13 protein-coding genes are annotated in these 15,123 nt (G+C 70.8%); 8 read left to right on the plus strand and 5 right to left on the minus strand.

The genetic code is table 11. The annotated features are described in order from the left end of the window. Positions 1 to 50 precede the first annotated feature (50 nt). Positions 51 to 1,205, minus strand: coding sequence for an alanine dehydrogenase (gene ald / locus HMPREF2863_RS10400; RefSeq protein WP_067189563.1), 1,155 nt, complete (start codon positions 1,203 to 1,205; stop codon positions 51 to 53). 257 nt (positions 1,206 to 1,462) lie between these two features. On the opposite strand from ald, the gene pdxS reads away from it, so the two are divergent. After that, positions 1,463 to 2,404: a pyridoxal 5'-phosphate synthase lyase subunit PdxS gene (gene pdxS, locus HMPREF2863_RS10405; protein ID WP_070639942.1), complete on the plus strand. Its 942-nt coding sequence runs from the start codon at positions 1,463 to 1,465 to the stop codon at positions 2,402 to 2,404. 113 nt (positions 2,405 to 2,517) lie between these two features. Here pdxS and aceB read toward each other — a convergent pair whose 3' ends face one another. Both aceB and aceA read right to left on the minus strand, forming a co-directional pair. After that, a complete protein-coding gene (gene aceB / locus HMPREF2863_RS10410; RefSeq protein WP_067189586.1) occupies positions 2,518 to 4,197 on the minus strand; it encodes a malate synthase A in 1,680 nt (559 codons plus the stop codon). Between the two features lie 68 nt (positions 4,198 to 4,265). Then, the gene (gene aceA / locus HMPREF2863_RS10415; RefSeq protein WP_067189559.1) at positions 4,266 to 5,567 is read right to left on the minus strand and encodes an isocitrate lyase; all 1,302 of its coding nucleotides are present in this window, start codon (positions 5,565 to 5,567) and stop codon (positions 4,266 to 4,268) included. A 273-nt stretch (positions 5,568 to 5,840) separates the two neighbouring features. Here aceA and HMPREF2863_RS10420 point away from each other — a divergent pair, with 273 nt between their 5' ends. The 4 genes from HMPREF2863_RS10420 to HMPREF2863_RS10435 all read left to right on the plus strand — a co-directional run bounded on the left by HMPREF2863_RS10420 (position 5,841) and on the right by HMPREF2863_RS10435 (position 8,648). Continuing rightward, positions 5,841 to 7,316: a helix-turn-helix transcriptional regulator gene (locus HMPREF2863_RS10420; protein WP_070639945.1), complete on the plus strand. Its 1,476-nt coding sequence runs from the start codon at positions 5,841 to 5,843 to the stop codon at positions 7,314 to 7,316. Between the two features lie 102 nt (positions 7,317 to 7,418). Then, the gene (locus HMPREF2863_RS10425; RefSeq protein WP_070639948.1) at positions 7,419 to 7,916 is read left to right on the plus strand and encodes a DUF456 domain-containing protein; all 498 of its coding nucleotides are present in this window, start codon (positions 7,419 to 7,421) and stop codon (positions 7,914 to 7,916) included. Between the two features lie 146 nt (positions 7,917 to 8,062). Next, on the plus strand, positions 8,063 to 8,269 hold the full coding sequence (locus HMPREF2863_RS10430) for a hypothetical protein (protein ID WP_070639951.1): 207 nt from the start codon (positions 8,063 to 8,065) through the stop codon (positions 8,267 to 8,269). Then, positions 8,259 to 8,648 (plus strand): hypothetical protein, encoded by a 390-nt coding sequence (locus HMPREF2863_RS10435; protein ID WP_070639954.1) that lies wholly within the window; start codon positions 8,259 to 8,261, stop codon positions 8,646 to 8,648. The genes HMPREF2863_RS10430 and HMPREF2863_RS10435 overlap by 11 nt, the downstream gene beginning before the upstream one ends. 484 nt (positions 8,649 to 9,132) lie before the next feature. On the opposite strand, the gene HMPREF2863_RS10445 is transcribed toward HMPREF2863_RS10435, so the two are convergent. Continuing rightward, entirely contained in the window at positions 9,133 to 9,882 is a 750-nt protein-coding gene (locus tag HMPREF2863_RS10445; RefSeq protein WP_070639959.1) for a FadR/GntR family transcriptional regulator, read from the minus strand. After that, entirely contained in the window at positions 9,879 to 11,552 is a 1,674-nt protein-coding gene (locus HMPREF2863_RS10450) for an L-lactate permease (protein WP_067189549.1), read from the minus strand. The genes HMPREF2863_RS10445 and HMPREF2863_RS10450 overlap by 4 nt, the downstream gene beginning before the upstream one ends. Before the next feature lie 411 nt (positions 11,553 to 11,963). Between HMPREF2863_RS10450 and HMPREF2863_RS10455 the strand changes: the two genes are divergently transcribed. Genes HMPREF2863_RS10455 through HMPREF2863_RS10465 form a run of 3 tightly spaced genes read left to right on the plus strand, consistent with a single transcriptional unit; the run spans position 11,964 to position 15,087 of the window. Beyond that, positions 11,964 to 12,881: a (Fe-S)-binding protein gene (locus tag HMPREF2863_RS10455; RefSeq protein WP_070639962.1), complete on the plus strand. Its 918-nt coding sequence runs from the start codon at positions 11,964 to 11,966 to the stop codon at positions 12,879 to 12,881. Then, entirely contained in the window at positions 12,878 to 14,428 is a 1,551-nt protein-coding gene (locus tag HMPREF2863_RS10460; RefSeq protein ID WP_070639965.1) for a LutB/LldF family L-lactate oxidation iron-sulfur protein, read from the plus strand. Before HMPREF2863_RS10455 ends, HMPREF2863_RS10460 begins: the two co-directional genes overlap by 4 nt. Further along, the gene (locus HMPREF2863_RS10465; protein ID WP_070639967.1) at positions 14,425 to 15,087 is read left to right on the plus strand and encodes a LutC/YkgG family protein; all 663 of its coding nucleotides are present in this window, start codon (positions 14,425 to 14,427) and stop codon (positions 15,085 to 15,087) included. The genes HMPREF2863_RS10460 and HMPREF2863_RS10465 overlap by 4 nt, the downstream gene beginning before the upstream one ends. Positions 15,088 to 15,123: the final 36 nt, after the last annotated feature.

Genomic DNA, 15,123 nt, shown 5'->3' on the forward strand with positions numbered 1-15,123 from the left:
CCGCCCACCTCCGCGAGGTGGGCGGCCGCCGTCGTGGGGTCGGCCTCTGCTCAGTCGGTGACGCGCAAGACGTCGTGGACCGGGCGGAGCGTGTCCTGGGACAGGCCGAGGGGCTCGGCGAGGGCATCGAACACGGACTGGTGCTGCAGGGTGCCGTCGACGGTGGACAGGCCCGCGGCGAAGCCCGGGTCCGAGGCGAGCGCTGCCTGCCAGCCCTTCGCGGCGAGCTTCTTCACGTAGGGGAGCGTGGCATTGGTCAGGGCCGCGGTGGAGGTCTGCGGCACCGCGCCGGGCATGTTGGCCACGCAGTACATGACCTTGTCCCCCTGGAGGAACGTCGGGTCGGTGTGGGTGGTGGGCCTTGAGCCGGCGAAGCAGCCGCCCTGGTCGATCGCGATGTCCACGAGCACCGAGCCGGGGCGCATGGACTCGATCATCTGCTCGGTGACCAGCTTCGGGGCGGCGGCGCCCGGGATGAGCACGGAGCCCACCACCAGGTCTGCATCGGTGATCTGCTCGGCGAGGGTGTGGTGGTTCGAGGCGAGGGTGCGGAAGCGGCCCTGGTGCACCAGCTCCAGCTGGGCGAGGCGCTCGAGGTTCACGTCCAGCACGGTGACGTCCGCGCCCATGCCGGCGGCCACCATGGCCGCGTTCTCGCCGGCCACGCCGCCGCCGACCACCACGACCTTCGCACGGCGGGTGCCGGGGACGCCGGGCAGGAGCACGCCGGAGCCGCCCTGGGCCTGCAGCAGGTGGTGGGCGCCCTCGATGGGCGCCAGACGGCCGGCGACCTGGGACATCGGGGCCAGCAGGGGCAGGGTGGTGCCGGCGGCACCGCGGCGGGTGACCATCTCATAGGCGATGGACGTGGTGCCCGCCTCCAGCAGGGCCTTGGCGGTGTCCGGGCAGGCGGCCAGGTGGAGGTAAGTGAACACCACCTGCTCGCGGCGCATGCGCTTGAGCTCCGGGCCCACCGGCTCCTTCACCTTCAGCACCAGGTCTGCGCGCTCCCACACCTCGTCCGCGGTCTCCACGAGCTCCGCGCCGGCGTCCGCATAGGCGTCGTCCGTGACGGATGAGCCGACGCCGGCCCCAGCCTCCACGACCACCGTGTGGCCATCCCGGACCAGCTCGGTCACTCCGGCGGCGGTGAGCGCAACGCGGCGCTCGTTGTCCTTGATCTCTGCAGGCACTCCGATCAGCATGCGGACAGAGTAGGGCGGAGCGGGCCGGAAAGGACAGCATCCAGGGATCGGCGCGCCGTGTGCGCGGGGACGGGCGGTCGGTCCTGTATGACGCGCGGACGTGCCCGCCGGCCGGAGCCTGCCCGGCGGTGGCGGCGCGCGCCGTCACGCGGTGGCACGATGGTCTCTTGGCGCGGGCCCGACGCGAGGCCCGTGAGACATCGGCGGCAGCGGGGCGAAGACGCCCTCCCGCCCGAGCAGATCGGAGAAGCATCCGCATGAGCCAGAACACCACCTCCTTCTCGCCCTCCACCGCCGGCTCTGCCGACGACGGCGCCCGCGGCACCGGCACCACCCGGGTCAAGCGCGGTCTGGCGGACACGCTCAAGGGCGGCGTGATCATGGACGTGGTCACCCCGGAGCAGGCGCGGATCGCCGAGGACGCCGGCGCCGTGGCCGTCATGGCGCTCGAGCGCGTCCCGGCGGACATCCGCGCGCAGGGCGGGGTGGCTCGCATGTCCGATCCGGACCTCATCGACGGGATCGTGGACGCCGTGTCCATCCCCGTCATGGCGAAGGCGCGGATCGGCCACTTCGTGGAGGCCCAGGTGCTGGAGGCGCTCAAGGTGGACTTCATCGACGAGTCCGAGGTGCTCTCCCCGGCGGACTACGTGAACCACATCGACAAGTGGGACTTCGAGGTCCCGTTCGTCTGCGGCGCCACGAACCTGGGCGAGGCGCTGCGCCGCATCACCGAGGGCGCGGCCATGATCCGCTCCAAGGGCGAGGCGGGCACCGGCGACGTCTCCGAGGCCGTCAAGCACATCCGCACGATCCGCAAGGAGATCGCCCAGCTGAAGGGGCTGGCGGAGGACGAGCTGTACGTGGCGGCGAAAGAGCTGCAGGCCCCCTATGAGCTGGTGCGCGAGGTGGCCGAGACCGGCACCCTGCCGGTGGTCATGTTCACCGCCGGCGGCGTGGCCACCCCGGCGGACGCCGCCCTGATGATGCAGATGGGCGCGGACGGCGTGTTCGTGGGCTCGGGCATCTTCAAGTCCGGCAACCCGGCCGAGCGTGCCGCGGCGATCGTGAAGGCCACCGCCCAGTTCGACGACCCGCATGCCATCGCCGAGGTCTCCCGTGGCCTGGGCGAGGCCATGGTGGGCATCAACGTGGCGGACCTGCCCGCCCCGCACCGCCTGGCCGAGCGGGGCTGGTGAGCCGAGGCCTGCGCGTGCGTTCGCGCGGTGCCTTCGCGTGCGTTCGCGCGGCGCGGGGGCCGGTGTTCCGCAGCTGAGGAACACCGACCCCCGCGTGAGGCCGGAACGCCGCGTCAGGCGGCGTCGGCGAAGGACCCTGCGCGCCGGCGTGCGGCGGCGGACAGGAACCGCTCGTAGGCCGGGAGGGTGAGGAAGTCCGGGAACTCCTCGGCCAGCGCGACCTCGGTGAAGATCTCCCGGGCGTCGTCGAACCGATCGCCCTCAGAGCGCTCGATCCGGCCGAACTCCTCCTCGGTGAGCTGCTCCACCCACTCCCGGGTCACCGTGCGTTCGCCGCCGTCGGCCAGCCGCGCGGAGGACCCGGCATGGATCCACTGCCAGATCTGGGAGCGGGAGATCTCGGCGGTGGCCGCGTCCTCCATCAGGTTGTGGATGGCGGCGGCGCCGTTGCCCCGCAGCCAGGACTCCACGTAGCGGATGCCGACCTCGATGTTCATGCGCAGCCCCTGCTCCGTGATGGACCCGGTGGTGGCCTTGACGTCCACCAGCGCGGCGGCGTCCGGCACCACGTCGTCCCGCTTGCGGGAACGGATCTGGTTCTGGGCGTCCTTCAGGACGTCGTCGAACACCTCCATGGCCACGGGCACCAGGTCCGGGTGGGCCACCCACGAGCCGTCGAAGCCGTCTTCGGCCTCCCGGGTCTTGTCCGCGCGCACCTTGTCCAGCGCGGCGGCGTTGGCCTCCGGGTCCCTGCGGTTGGGGATCTGGGCGGCCATGCCGCCGATGGCGGAAGCGCCGCGCCGGTGGCAGGTGTGCACCAGCAGCTCGGTGTAGGCGCGCATCATCGGCTGGGTCATGGTGACCTCGGACCGGTCCGGGAGGACGAAGTCCTCGCCCCGCTCGCGGAAGGTCTTGATGATGCTGAAGATGTAGTCCCAGCGGCCGGCGTTGAGCCCGGCGGCGTGGTTGCGCAGCTGGTAGAGGATCTCGTCCATCTCGAACGCCGCGGTGATCGTCTCGATCAGCACCGTCGCGCGGATGGTGCCCTGCGGGATCTCCAGGAGGTCCTGGGCCCGGACGAACACGCAGTTCCACCACCGCGCCTCCAGGTGCGACTCCGTCTTCGGCAGGTAGAAGTAGGGGCCGCGGCCGCGGCGCAGCAGCTCCCGCGCATTGTGGAAGAAGTACAGCGCGAAGTCCGCCAGGGCTCCGGAGACGGGGGCGCCGTCCACCAGGATGCGGTCCTCCATCAGGTGCAGGCCGCGGGGCCGGACGATGATGGTGGGGCGGTCCACGAGCTGGACGCCGCCCAGCTTGTACTCCTTGCCCTCGGCCGTGGTCAGGGAGATGGTCCGGCGGATGGCGTCGTGCAGGTTGACCTGTCCGGCGATCACGTTCTCCCAGGAGGGGGTGGAGGAGTCCTCGAAGTCGGCGAGCCAGCACTTCGCCCCGGAGTTCATCGCGTTGATGGTCATCTTGCGGTCCACCGGACCGGTGATCTCCACCCGGCGGTCGCGCAGGCCGGGTGCCAGGGGTGCGACTCTCCAGGAGGCGTCCTCACGCACAGTCCGGGTGGCGGGACGGAAGTCGAGGGGCTCGCCCTCGGCGATGGCGCGCCGGCGCTCCGTGCGCAGCTCCATGAGCTCCTGGCGCCGCGGCTCCATGGCGCGGTGGAGGGTGGCGAGGAACTCCAGCGCGTCACGGGTCAGGACGCGGTCCTGGCCGGGCACGGGGGCGCCGAGCACGCGCACGCCGTTGACGGTGGTGTCGGAGTGGGTGGTCTGCAAGGTCATCATGAGGGGATCCCTTTCGATCTCTGCAGGTCCGGCTGGGCCTGCGGCTCAGCCGGTGGGCCTGCGGCTCAGTGGAACTGACCGGCCTCGGTGGACTCCTTCAGGGCCACGGTGGAGGACTCGGGGTTGATGGCGGTGGAGATGGCGTCGAAGTAGCCGGTGCCAACCTCGCGCTGGTGCTTGGTGGCGGTGTAGCCGCGGGCCTCGTCGGCGAACTCGCGCTCCTGCAGCTCCACGTAGGCGGACATCTGGCGCTCGTTGTAGCCCTTGGCCAGGTCGAACATGGAGTGGTTCAGGGCATGGAAGCCGGCCAGGGTGATGAACTGGAAGGTGAAGCCCATGGCCCCGAGCTCGCGCTGGAACTTCGCGATGGTGTCGTCGTCCAGGTTCTTCTTCCAGTTGAACGAGGGCGAGCAGTTGTAGGCCAGCATCTGGTCCGGGAACTCGGCCTTGACGGCCTCGGCGAAGGACTTCGCCAGCTCGAGGTCCGGGGTGCCGGTCTCCATCCAGATCAGGTCGGAGTAGGGGGCGTAGGCCTTGGCGCGGGCGATGCAGGGCTCGATCCCGTTGCGCACCTTGTAGAAGCCCTCGGCGGTGCGCTCGCCGGTGATGAACTCGGCATCGCGCTCGTCCACGTCCGAGGTGATCAGGGTGGCGGCCTCGGCGTCCGTGCGGGCCACGATCACCGAGGGGACGCCGGCGACGTCCGCGGCCAGGCGGGCGGCGTTGAGCGTGCGGATGTGCTGGCCGGTGGGGATGAGCACCTTGCCGCCGAGGTGGCCGCACTTCTTCTCCGAGGCCAGCTGGTCCTCCCAGTGCACGCCGGAGGCGCCGGCGGTGATCATGGACTTCATGAGCTCGTAGGCGTTGAGCGGGCCGCCGAAGCCGGCCTCGGCGTCGGCGACGATCGGCACGAGCCAGTCCTCGACGGACTGGATGCCCTCGGAGTGCTCGATCTGGTCCGCCCGCAGCAGGGCGTTGTTGATGCGGCGCACCACCTGCGGCACGGAGTTGGCCGGGTACAGGGACTGGTCCGGGTAGGTGTGGCCGGAGAGGTTGGCGTCGGCCGCCACCTGCCAGCCGGAGAGGTAGACGGCGCGCAGGCCGGCCTTGACCTGCTGGACGGCCTGGTTGCCGGTGAGGGCGCCGAGGGCGTTGGTGAACCTGCCCTCGGCGTGCTCGGCGGTGAGCTGCTCCCAGAGCTTCTCGGAGCCGCGGCGGGCGAGGGTGTGCTCCTCCTGGACGCGGCCCCGGAGGCGGACCACGTCCTCGGCGGTGTAGGTGCGCTCGACGGTGGCCCAGCGGGAGTCGGTGTCCCAGCTCTGCTGCAGCTGCTCGGCGGTGGGGGCGGTGGTGTTCAGGTCGGTCATCGTCCTGGTCCTTTCTGGGTCAAGGGCGGGCTGCTCGGCTGCGGTCTGCGGCGTCGCCTCCCGGGGTGTGGACACCACCCTGGACCCGGGCGGAGGCGCCTGGCGGCGATCGGCGCAGGAAATTTCCGCCCCGATTCCCGGTCTGTCAAGAAATGCCGGAGTTCACGCACGAACGCGAGAACTGCAGGCATCCGACTCCCCATCGGAGAAAGCACCGTGAAATGTGACAGATTGCCCTCGCGTCGGCGTGTGACCGCGGTTACTCTCGTCGCCATGACTTCCGCCCCGGAACCCACGGACACCGCCCCGCGTGCCGACTCGCTCGTGCTGGGGCGCCGCCTGCGCCATCTGCGCCGCGGCGCGGGCAGGACGCTCTCGGACGTCGCGGACCGGGTGGGGGTGACCGCCTCTCACCTCTCGCTCGTCGAGAACGGGCATCGTGAGCCGCGGCTGAGCCTGCTGTCCGAGCTCGCCGAGGTGTACGGCGTGGCCGTGGAGGATCTGCTGCGCCCGGAGGCTCCGAGCCGGCGTGCAGCCCTGGAGGTGGCCGTGGAGCGGGCCCAGCGCGGCCCGCTGTTCCAGCGGCTGGGCCTGCCGGCCCTGAAGATCGGCCCGCGCACGCCGGACGAGGTCCTCGAGGTGATCGCCGGACTCCAGGCGGAACTCGACCGGCAGATGGCAGAGCGGGTCTCCACACCGGAGGAGGCGCGCCGGGCGAACAGCGCGCTCCGGGAGGAGATGCGTGCGTGCGGGAACCACTACCCGGACCTGGAGCGCACAGCTCAGCAGCTGCGTGAAGTGGTGGACGCGGCGGACGGTCCGCTGACCCACCACCAGGTCTCCGCCCTGGCCGCGCACCTGGGCTTCGCCGTGCGCTTCGTGCCGGATCTGCCGCACTCCACGCGATCGGTCACGGACCTGAAGAACCACAGGATCTACCTGGCCCGGTCTCGGCGCCCTGATCACGATCCCCGCGCCGTCCTGCTGCAGGCCGTGTGCTCCTCCGTGCTCGGCCTGGGGGAGCCGGAGGACTACGCGGACTTCCTGCGGCAGCGCGTCTACACGAACTACCTGGCGGCGGCGATGATGATGCCGGAGCGCGCCGCGGTGCGCCTGCTGCTGGAGGCGAAGGAGCGCCGGGACATGTCCGTGGACGACCTCCGGGACCGCTTCGGCGTCTCATGGGAGTCCGCGGCCCACCGCTTCACGAACCTCGCCACCGAGCATCTGGGGCTGACCTGCCACTTTGCGAAGGTCCACGAGTCCGGGGTGTTCCACAAGGCCTATGAGAACGACGGCATCCCGTTTCCCACGGACCACATCGGGGCGATCGAGGGGCAGACGGCGTGCCGTCATTGGGTGAGCCGGAAGGTCTTCGACGTGGCCGACCACATCGGCGCGTTCCCGCAGTACACGGACACCCCGGCCGGCACGTTCTGGAGCGCTGCCGTGGTGGAGCCGACGTCCACGGGCTTCTACTCGTTGTCCGTCGGCGTCCCGTTCGACGGGGCCAAGTGGATGCGCGGACATGACACCTCCGCGCGCACCACGAGCCGGTGCCCGGACCCCGAATGCTGCCGGATGCCCTCGCCGGAGCTGGAGGCGGCGTGGGGAGGACAGGCCTGGCCGGCCGCCCGGGCCAACGCGCACCTGCTCGCGGCGATGCCCAGCGGCGCGTTCCCGGGGGTGGAGGAGGTCCAGGTGTTCGAGTTCCTGCAGACCCAGGAGGGGCGCTGGCCGCCGGAGTAACGCGCAGCCGGGCAGCAGGCCCCTTCCGGCACAGCGGCCGGCGCAGCAGGCCCCTGCCGCCCCGGTCACCGGATCCGCCGTGGCTGGCGCATACTGATCCCCATGGAGCTCGCCGTCGTCGCCACCGTCGTCGCCCTCGTGCTGCTCGCCGTGGGGGCGTTCGGCACCGTCTACCCGATCCTTCCCGGCTCGGTGCTGACCGCGGTCACTGCGGTGGCCTGGGCCTGGGTCCTCGGTTCGACCGCCTCGTGGACGTTCGGCCTGATCGCCGCGGGCTTCGCGATCGCCGGCGCCTCCGCCTCGGCGGTCCTCACCGGGCGCCGCCTGTACCGCGAGCGGGTGCCGCGCGGCCCGATCCTCGTCGGCATCGTCGCCGGCGTCATCGGCATGGTCGTGATCCCGGTGGTCGGCCTGTTCGTCGGCTTCACTGCGGGCCTGTTCGGCGCTGAGTGGGCCCGCCGCAGGGACGTCCGTGCCGCGCTGTCCTCCTCCGTGGGGGCGTTGAAGGCGATGGGCCTGGGCATGCTCATCGAGTTCGCCTGCGCCTGCCTGGCCGCGTCCATGGTCACCCTCGGCGCGCTCGTCCACTTCTTCGCCTGAGCGGCCGCCTCCGCGCCCGTTTCCCGACGACGGCCGCTCGCCTCGGACGTATGAGGCGCCTTATCCTGTCCGAACCAGTCCGTAGCCTCACGCCCAGCATGTCGAGTGGGTGTGGAGTCGGATCCGATCCGAGGTCCGCACAGGAGGTGAACAGCACGATGGGTGCAGTCATGCCGGAAATGCTCTCTGTCGAGGAGGCAACCCAGCAGTTGGCCACACTGAAGGCAAGGCTTGAACGCCGCTACGGCAGTGTCGAGGCCTTTCGCCGTGAGGCGGAGGCCTACCGGCTCGATGAGAACGAGCAGGCTCTCTTCGACCGCCTCTCGACGCTGGAGTACCTCCTTGGCGCCTGACCCGGGAACCGACGATCTTCAGCAGGCGGCAGCGGACTTCGCGGACGAGCTCACACGGACCGTGCAGTGGGCGAACCCCGAGTGCGTCCCCTTTCGTGCCATGGGCGTGGAAGGACGTGACAGGGTCGTTGTCGCGCAGTCCCCGGACACTGGGATCGACCTTCTCGTCGGCGGCGAGAAGTTGATCCTCCTGAAGGTGCGCTTCGACTGCGCGTTCGACCACGAGGGGCGGTTCCTGGCTGTGGAGCGCTCACATTTCCACGTCTCGGCAGCAGTGTCGAAGAAGCACCCGCTGTTCCGGTTCGAGTATGAGAGGTCGGCGAATCGGACACCGTCTGCGCACTTCCACATCCATGCCCATCGCGATTCGATGACCTAACTCATGGTGAAGTCGGGCAGTGCGTCGAGGACCGGACGAAAGCGCACAGAGCCGGGATACCTGCCCACGATCCAGGACCTCCACTTCCCCCTTGGTGGACACCGGTTCAGGCCGTGCCTGGAGGACGTGCTGACGATGCTGGCCGACGAGTTCGGATTGGACCGTCACCCGGACGCCTTCGCCCGCTGGGATGAGGGACGGGCACGATGGAGGAAACGGCAACTCGGCAGTGCGGTCCGGGACGACCCGCAGACCGCAGTACGGTCCCTCCGTGCCCTCGGATACACGGTCGACTGGACGGGCACGGCCGGTGCTGAGCCGGGGACACGAGAGGACAGGCTCCGTTCGCTTTGAACGTGCGCTCTGACGGCTGGCCGCCTCCGCGCCCGTTTCCCGACGACGGCCGCTCGCCTCGGCCGTGCGCCCTCGCCTCAGGGCTTCGCAGGAGCGGAGGGGCCGCAGGTCCGAGGGGCCGTGCCGGGGGTCATTCCACGATCGCGTCCTGCTCCTGCTCGTCCAGCGCCAGGGAGGAGAACCACAGTATGTGCTCACGCAGGGCGGCCACGGTCGTCTCGGTGTCCGCGGCGGTGTAGGCGGCCAGGATCTGCCGGTGCTGCTGCTGCAGGCGGGCCCGGACGTCGTCCCAGTCCCGGCGGCCGGCCACGGTCTCCTGCACGTAGCCGACCGTGGCCTCGCGCAGGGACTTCATCATCGTCTCCACCACCACGTTGCCGCCGAGTGTGGACAGCAGCACGTGGAACTCGGCGTCGAGATGGTGGAACTCCTCGGCCGGCAGGTCCGGGGAGTCCATGCGGTCCAGCAGTTCGCAGGCCCGGCGCAGGATCTGTTGAGCCTCCTCGCCGGACTTGCCGTGCGGACCGCGGGCGCGGCGGGCGGCGCCGGTCTCCAACAGCAGGCGGGTGGAGACGATGTCCGCCACGGGCAGCGCCTGGGTGGCCACGTGCATGCGCAGCGCCCACGTCAGCGCGGCGGACGGCTCGGAGATCACGATCGCGCCGGATCTCGGCCCGGACCCGGCGGCGGTGCGGACCAGGCCCATGGCGTCCAGGACGCGCACGGCCTCGCGGACGGAGGGCCGTGAGATGCCGAACTGCTCGGCCAGGACGCGCTCGCCGGGGAGTTTGTCCCCGACCTTGATCGAGCCGGCGCGCAGCTCCTGTTCCAGCCACTCCAGGACGACGGCGGAGGTGCGGGCAGTGGGAGAGTCGGTCACGGAGCCGGCACCAGCCAGTGCAGGACGTTCGACTGCAGGAACACCAGGGTGCAGACGGCCAGCAGCAGCAGCAGCGACCAGCCGACCACCTTGCGGAACACGGCGGACTCCTGGCCCTCCATGCCCACGGCGGTGGCCGCGATCGCCAGGGACTGCGGAGAGATCATTTTGCCGACCACGCCGCCGGAGGTGTTCGCGGCCACCATGAGCGCCGGGTCCAGGCCGGCATTGTGGGCGGCGGTCTGCTGCAGGGTGGCGAACAGAGCGTTCGCGGAGGTGTCAGAGCCGGTGACCGCCGTGCCGAGCCAGCCGAGCACGGGGGAGAGGAAGGCGAAGGCGGCGCCGACGCCGGCGATCGCGGTGCCCATGGCCAGGGTCTGGCCGGAGAAGTTCATGACGTAGGCCAGGGACAGCACGAGCATGATGGTCAGGGCGGAGAAGCGCATGCGCCAGAAGCAGCGTCCGATCTCGGCGAGGGCGTCGCCGAAGGACAGGGGGCGGGAGCCGCCGTCGTTCCACACGGTGTAGACCACGGCCACGATCAGACCGGTGATCAGCAGCAGGGTGCCCGGGGAGGACAGCCACTGCAGGGAGTAGACGGTGCCTCCGATCGGCTCGCCGGCGGCGTCCAGCAAGTGCCCGTCCAGGCCGGGCCACGGGATGGTCGCGTCGGTGGACTTGAGGAACGCGGGGATGTCCGCGCCCAGCGTCCAGAGCTTGGCGATGCCGAACACGGTCACCACGGCGAGGTACGGGAACACGGCCATCCAGATGCGGCGGCCGGTGAGCTCCTGGGCGGAGGTCGTGCTCGGCTCGATGCCGAGGCGGGCAGAGGCCTCGGCCGCGCCCTTCGGACGCCAGAAGCGCAGTAGCACCACGGCGGCGGCCATGGCGGCCAGGGAGGCGACCACGTCGGTGAGCTCGTAGGAGAAGTGCGCGGAGGACCACCAGATGGCCGCCGCGAAGACGCCGCCGATCACCAGCAGAGCCGGCCAGGTGTCCTTCACGCCGTGCAGGCCGTCGATCAGCGCGACCAGCAGGAAGGGCACGAAGATCGCCACGAACGGGGCCTGGTGGCCGACGATCGCGCCGATGTGCGCGGCGTCGATCCCGGTGAGCTGGCCGGCGGTGGTGATGGGGGTGCCGACGGCGCCGAAGGCGACCGGGGCGGTGTTGGCGATCAACACCACGGTGGCGGCCTTCAGCGGAGGCAGGCCGAGCGCCAGGATCATGGTGGCGGTGATGGCCACGGGGGCGCCGAAGCCGGCGAGGGCCTCGAGCATGCCGCCGAAGCAGAAGGCGATCAGCACGGCCTGGATGCGGATGTCCCCGCCGCCGATCGAGTCGAAGATCGCGCGCATGTCCTCGAAGCGGCCGGAGAGCACCGTCACCTGGTAGAACCACAGCGCCATGACCACGATCCAGACGATCGGGAACAGGCCGAACACGGCGCCCTGGCTTGCGGAGAGCAGCGCCAGGGGCGCCGGCATGCCGTAGCCGAGGATCGCGACGGCGAGCGCGGCCACGAGGGCGGCGATGCCGGCCTGCCAGGCCTTGGCCTTCACGATGATCAGCAGCAGGAAGAACGTCAGCAGCGGGACGGCGCCGAGTAGCGCCGAGAGCCCGAGGCTTCCGCCGACGGCGTCGGTGGTGGCGGTGAACGTGGACACGGTGACTCCTGGTGGTGTGCGGGCAGGCGGGATAGCTGTGGACTGACCACTGTGGTCTGACCGCAGAATGTATATGGCCCGGGTCACAGTTGGCAAGCGCGGGATGATCCGGCCGGAGGTCACGCGGGACCAGGCGGCCGGATGTCACGCGGAACGATCCGGCCGGACGTCACACGGGACGATCCGTCCGGACGTTACTTCGTCCCGGGCGGGGGATTCCGCCGCCCTGCCCCTCAGGTGTTGTGCCCCGTGTCACCGCGCGCTATGGTCTGACCACATCGGGGTGGCGTCGTCGGTCTCCGGTCCGCGGACCGCCCCGGGCTCCCGGACGGTCCGGGGAGCGGCCACGCCGCCGTGCCCGGCCTCCGCGTGAGAACCGAACCCGCACATCAGCCTCCATGGAGGAGCGTCATGAAGATCGCCCTGTTCGCCACGTGCATCGTGGATGCGATGTACCCGCGGGTCGCGCACGCCACCGTGCAGATCCTCGAGCGCCTCGGCCACGAGGTCGTCTTCCCTGCAGGCCAGGGGTGCTGCGCCCAGATGCACGTGAACTCCGGCTACATGGCCGACGCCCTGCCGGTGGTCCGCAATCACGTGAAGACCTTCACCGAGGCGGACTACGACCTCGCGGTGGCCCCCTCCGGCTCCTGCGTCGCCTCGCTCGGCCACCAGCAGCCGATGGTCGCCCGCCGCGGCGGGGACGAGGGCCTGGCCAAGGACGCCGAGGCCGTCGCCTCCCGCACCTACGAGCTCGCCCAGCTGCTCACGGACGTGCTCGGCGTGACCGACTCCGCCGCCCAGCTCGGCTCCTGGTTCCCGCACGCCGTCACCTACCACCCCTCCTGCCACGGCATGCGCCTGCTGCGCCTCGGCGACCGGCAGAAGGACCTGCTGCGCAGCGTCGGGGGCATCGACTTCCACGAGCTGCCGGACGCGGAGGAGTGCTGCGGCTTCGGCGGCACCTTCGCCCTGAAGAACGCGGACGTCTCCGGCGCCATGGCCGAGGCGAAGATCGCCAACGTCACCGCCTCCGGGGCGTCGCTCTGCTCTGGCGGGGACGCCTCCTGCCTCATGCACCTGGGCGGGGCCATGTCCCGCCGGGGCTCCACCGGCGCGGACGGCACCCCGCTGCGCACCGTCCACCTGGCCGAGATCCTCGCCTCCACCCGTGAGGAGCCCCTGGACGTCTCCGGCCCGCTGGAACTGTCCATTCCGGGCGGGAAGGCGAACGTCCGTCGTCGGGAATCCGCTAACACCGCGACGACGGCACCGGCCGCCGCCACTCAGCCCGCCTCCCAGCCGACCACCGAGGAGGTCTCCCGATGAGCCGCACCGACCTGGGCATGCCGACCGTCCGTCCCGCATACGGCCACGGCCACATCACCCTGGACGAGCCCTTCCCGGACTCGGCCCGCACGCAGCTGGGCAACGCCCAGATGCGCAAGAACATCCGCCACGCCACCCACTCCATCCGTGCCAAGCGGGCCAGAGTGGTGGACGAGCTGCCGGACTGGCAGCGGCTGCGTGCCGCCGGGTCGGCGCTGAAGCAGCAGGTGATGGCGGACCTGCCCGCGCTGCTCGAGCAGCTGGAGGCCAATGTCACCGCCCGCGGCGGCGTGGTCCACTGGGCCCGGGACGCCGAGGAGGCCAACCGGATCGTCACCGAGCTGGTCAAGGCCAAGGGCGTGGACGAGGTCATCAAGGTCAAGTCCATGGCCACCCAGGAGATCGGGCTCGAGGAGGCGCTGAACGCCGAGGGCATCGCCGCCACCGAGACGGACCTCGCGGAGCTGATCGTCCAGCTGGGGCATGACAAGCCCTCGCACATCCTCGTCCCGGCCATCCACAAGAACAGGAACGAGATCCGGGACATCTTCGTGCGGGAGATGGAGGAGACGGACGAGTCCCTGACCTCCGAGCCGAAGGACCTGGCCGAGGCCGCCCGGCGGCATCTGCGCGAGCGGTTCCTGCGCTCATCCGTGGCGATCTCCGGCGCGAACTTCGGCGTGGCCGAGACCGGCACGCTGTCCGTGGTGGAGTCCGAGGGCAACGGCCGCATGTGCCTGACCCTGCCGGAGACGCTGATCACGGTGATGGGCATCGAGAAGCTGGTGCCGACCTTCCAGGACCTCGAGGTCTTCCTGCAGCTGCTGCCGCGCTCCTCCACGGGCGAGCGTATGAACCCGTACACCTCCATGTGGACGGGCGTCACGCCCGGCGACGGCCCGCAGGAGTTCCACCTGGTGCTGCTGGACAACGGCCGTTCTGCGGTGCTCTCCGACCCGGCCGGCCGCTCGGCCCTGCACTGCATCCGCTGCTCGGCCTGCATGAACGTGTGTCCGGTGTACGAGCAGACCGGCGGCCACGCCTACGGCTCCGTGTATCCGGGCCCGATCGGCGCGATCCTCTCCCCGCAGCTCACCGGCGTGGAGGACGGCGCCAACGGCACCCTGCCCTACGCGTCCAGCCTCTGCGGCGCCTGCTACGACGTCTGCCCGGTGGCCATCGACATCCCGTCCATCCTGGTGCATCTGCGCGACCAGGACGTCCAGGCCACCCACGCCCGGAAGAAGGCGGAGAAGAAGGTCCCGGTGCCGTCCCAGATGGACCTGATGATGAAGGGCGCCTCCACGGTGATGTCCTCCGGCTCCCTGATGGGCCTGGCCGAGCGGGGCCTGCCGGTGGGGCGCCTGCTCGCCGGCAAGGACGCGAAGCTCGGCTGGCTGCCGGGCATTGCCGGCGGCTGGACGGACCAGCGCGACGTGCCCGCCCCGCCCCAGGAGTCCTTCCGCCACTGGTGGAAGAGGAACCGCAGCGGAAGCGGTCAGCAGGACGCCGAGCAGACCACGACCTCCGAGGAGGAGCAGGCATGAGCACCGCGAAGGACGAGATCCTCGGCCGCATCCGCACCGCACTGGCGGACCGGCCGCAGCCGGATACGGTGGAGCGCGACTACCGCCGCGTCTCCGAGGCGAGCCGTGAGCAGGTGGTCGAGCAGCTCGTGGACCGCCTCGAGGACTACCGGGCCAACGTCTACCGGGAGACCGCCGAGACCGTCGCCGCCCGCGTGGGCGAGCTGCTGACCGACGCCTCCTCCTACGTGGTCCCCTCCGGGCTGGAGGCCTCCTGGCTTCCCGACGACGGCGGCGCACCCGAGGCCCGCCGGCTCACCGAGCCGGCGGTCGGGTCCGCAGACGCCGGTGAGGAGCGGCGCGTGCTGAGCACGCGGGAGCTCAACGAGGTCTCCGCCGTGGTGACGAGCTCGACCGTCTCTTGCTCCGAGACCGGCACGATCTTCCTCTCCGGCCGCCCCGACGAGGGCCGCCGGGCGATCTCCCTGGTGCCGGACCACCACATCTGCGTGGTGCCGCTGGAGTCCGTGGTGGAGCTGATCCCGGAGGCGTTGGAGCGGCTCGAGCCGACCGCGCCGATCACGATGATCTCCGGTCCCTCCGCCACCAGTGACATCGAGCTGGAGCGTGTGGAGGGCGTGCACGGGCCGCGCCGGCTGGATGTGATCCTGCTCGGTTGAGGCGCTGAGGCGCTGAGGCAGACACGACGGCGGGGG

Origin of the sequence: Micrococcus sp. HMSC067E09, assembly GCF_001812555.1 — a bacterium.
Classification (GTDB): Bacteria; Actinomycetota; Actinomycetes; order Actinomycetales; family Micrococcaceae; genus Micrococcus; species Micrococcus lylae.

Excerpts from the sequence above, each read along its gene's own strand:
- aceA (WP_067189559.1), bottom strand. The coding sequence starts at position 5,567 with ATGACCGACCTGAACACCACCGCCCCCACCGCCGAGCAGCTGCAGCAG.
- HMPREF2863_RS10455 (WP_070639962.1), top strand. The coding sequence starts at position 11,964 with ATGAAGATCGCCCTGTTCGCCACGTGCATCGTGGATGCGATGTACCCG.
- HMPREF2863_RS10420 (WP_070639945.1), top strand. The coding sequence starts at position 5,841 with ATGACTTCCGCCCCGGAACCCACGGACACCGCCCCGCGTGCCGACTCG.
- HMPREF2863_RS10425 (WP_070639948.1), top strand. The coding sequence starts at position 7,419 with ATGGAGCTCGCCGTCGTCGCCACCGTCGTCGCCCTCGTGCTGCTCGCC.
- ald (WP_067189563.1), bottom strand. The coding sequence starts at position 1,205 with ATGCTGATCGGAGTGCCTGCAGAGATCAAGGACAACGAGCGCCGCGTT.
- HMPREF2863_RS10460 (WP_070639965.1), top strand. The coding sequence starts at position 12,878 with ATGAGCCGCACCGACCTGGGCATGCCGACCGTCCGTCCCGCATACGGC.
- pdxS (WP_070639942.1), top strand. The coding sequence starts at position 1,463 with ATGAGCCAGAACACCACCTCCTTCTCGCCCTCCACCGCCGGCTCTGCC.
- aceB (WP_067189586.1), bottom strand. The coding sequence starts at position 4,197 with ATGACCTTGCAGACCACCCACTCCGACACCACCGTCAACGGCGTGCGC.
- HMPREF2863_RS10465 (WP_070639967.1), top strand. The coding sequence starts at position 14,425 with ATGAGCACCGCGAAGGACGAGATCCTCGGCCGCATCCGCACCGCACTG.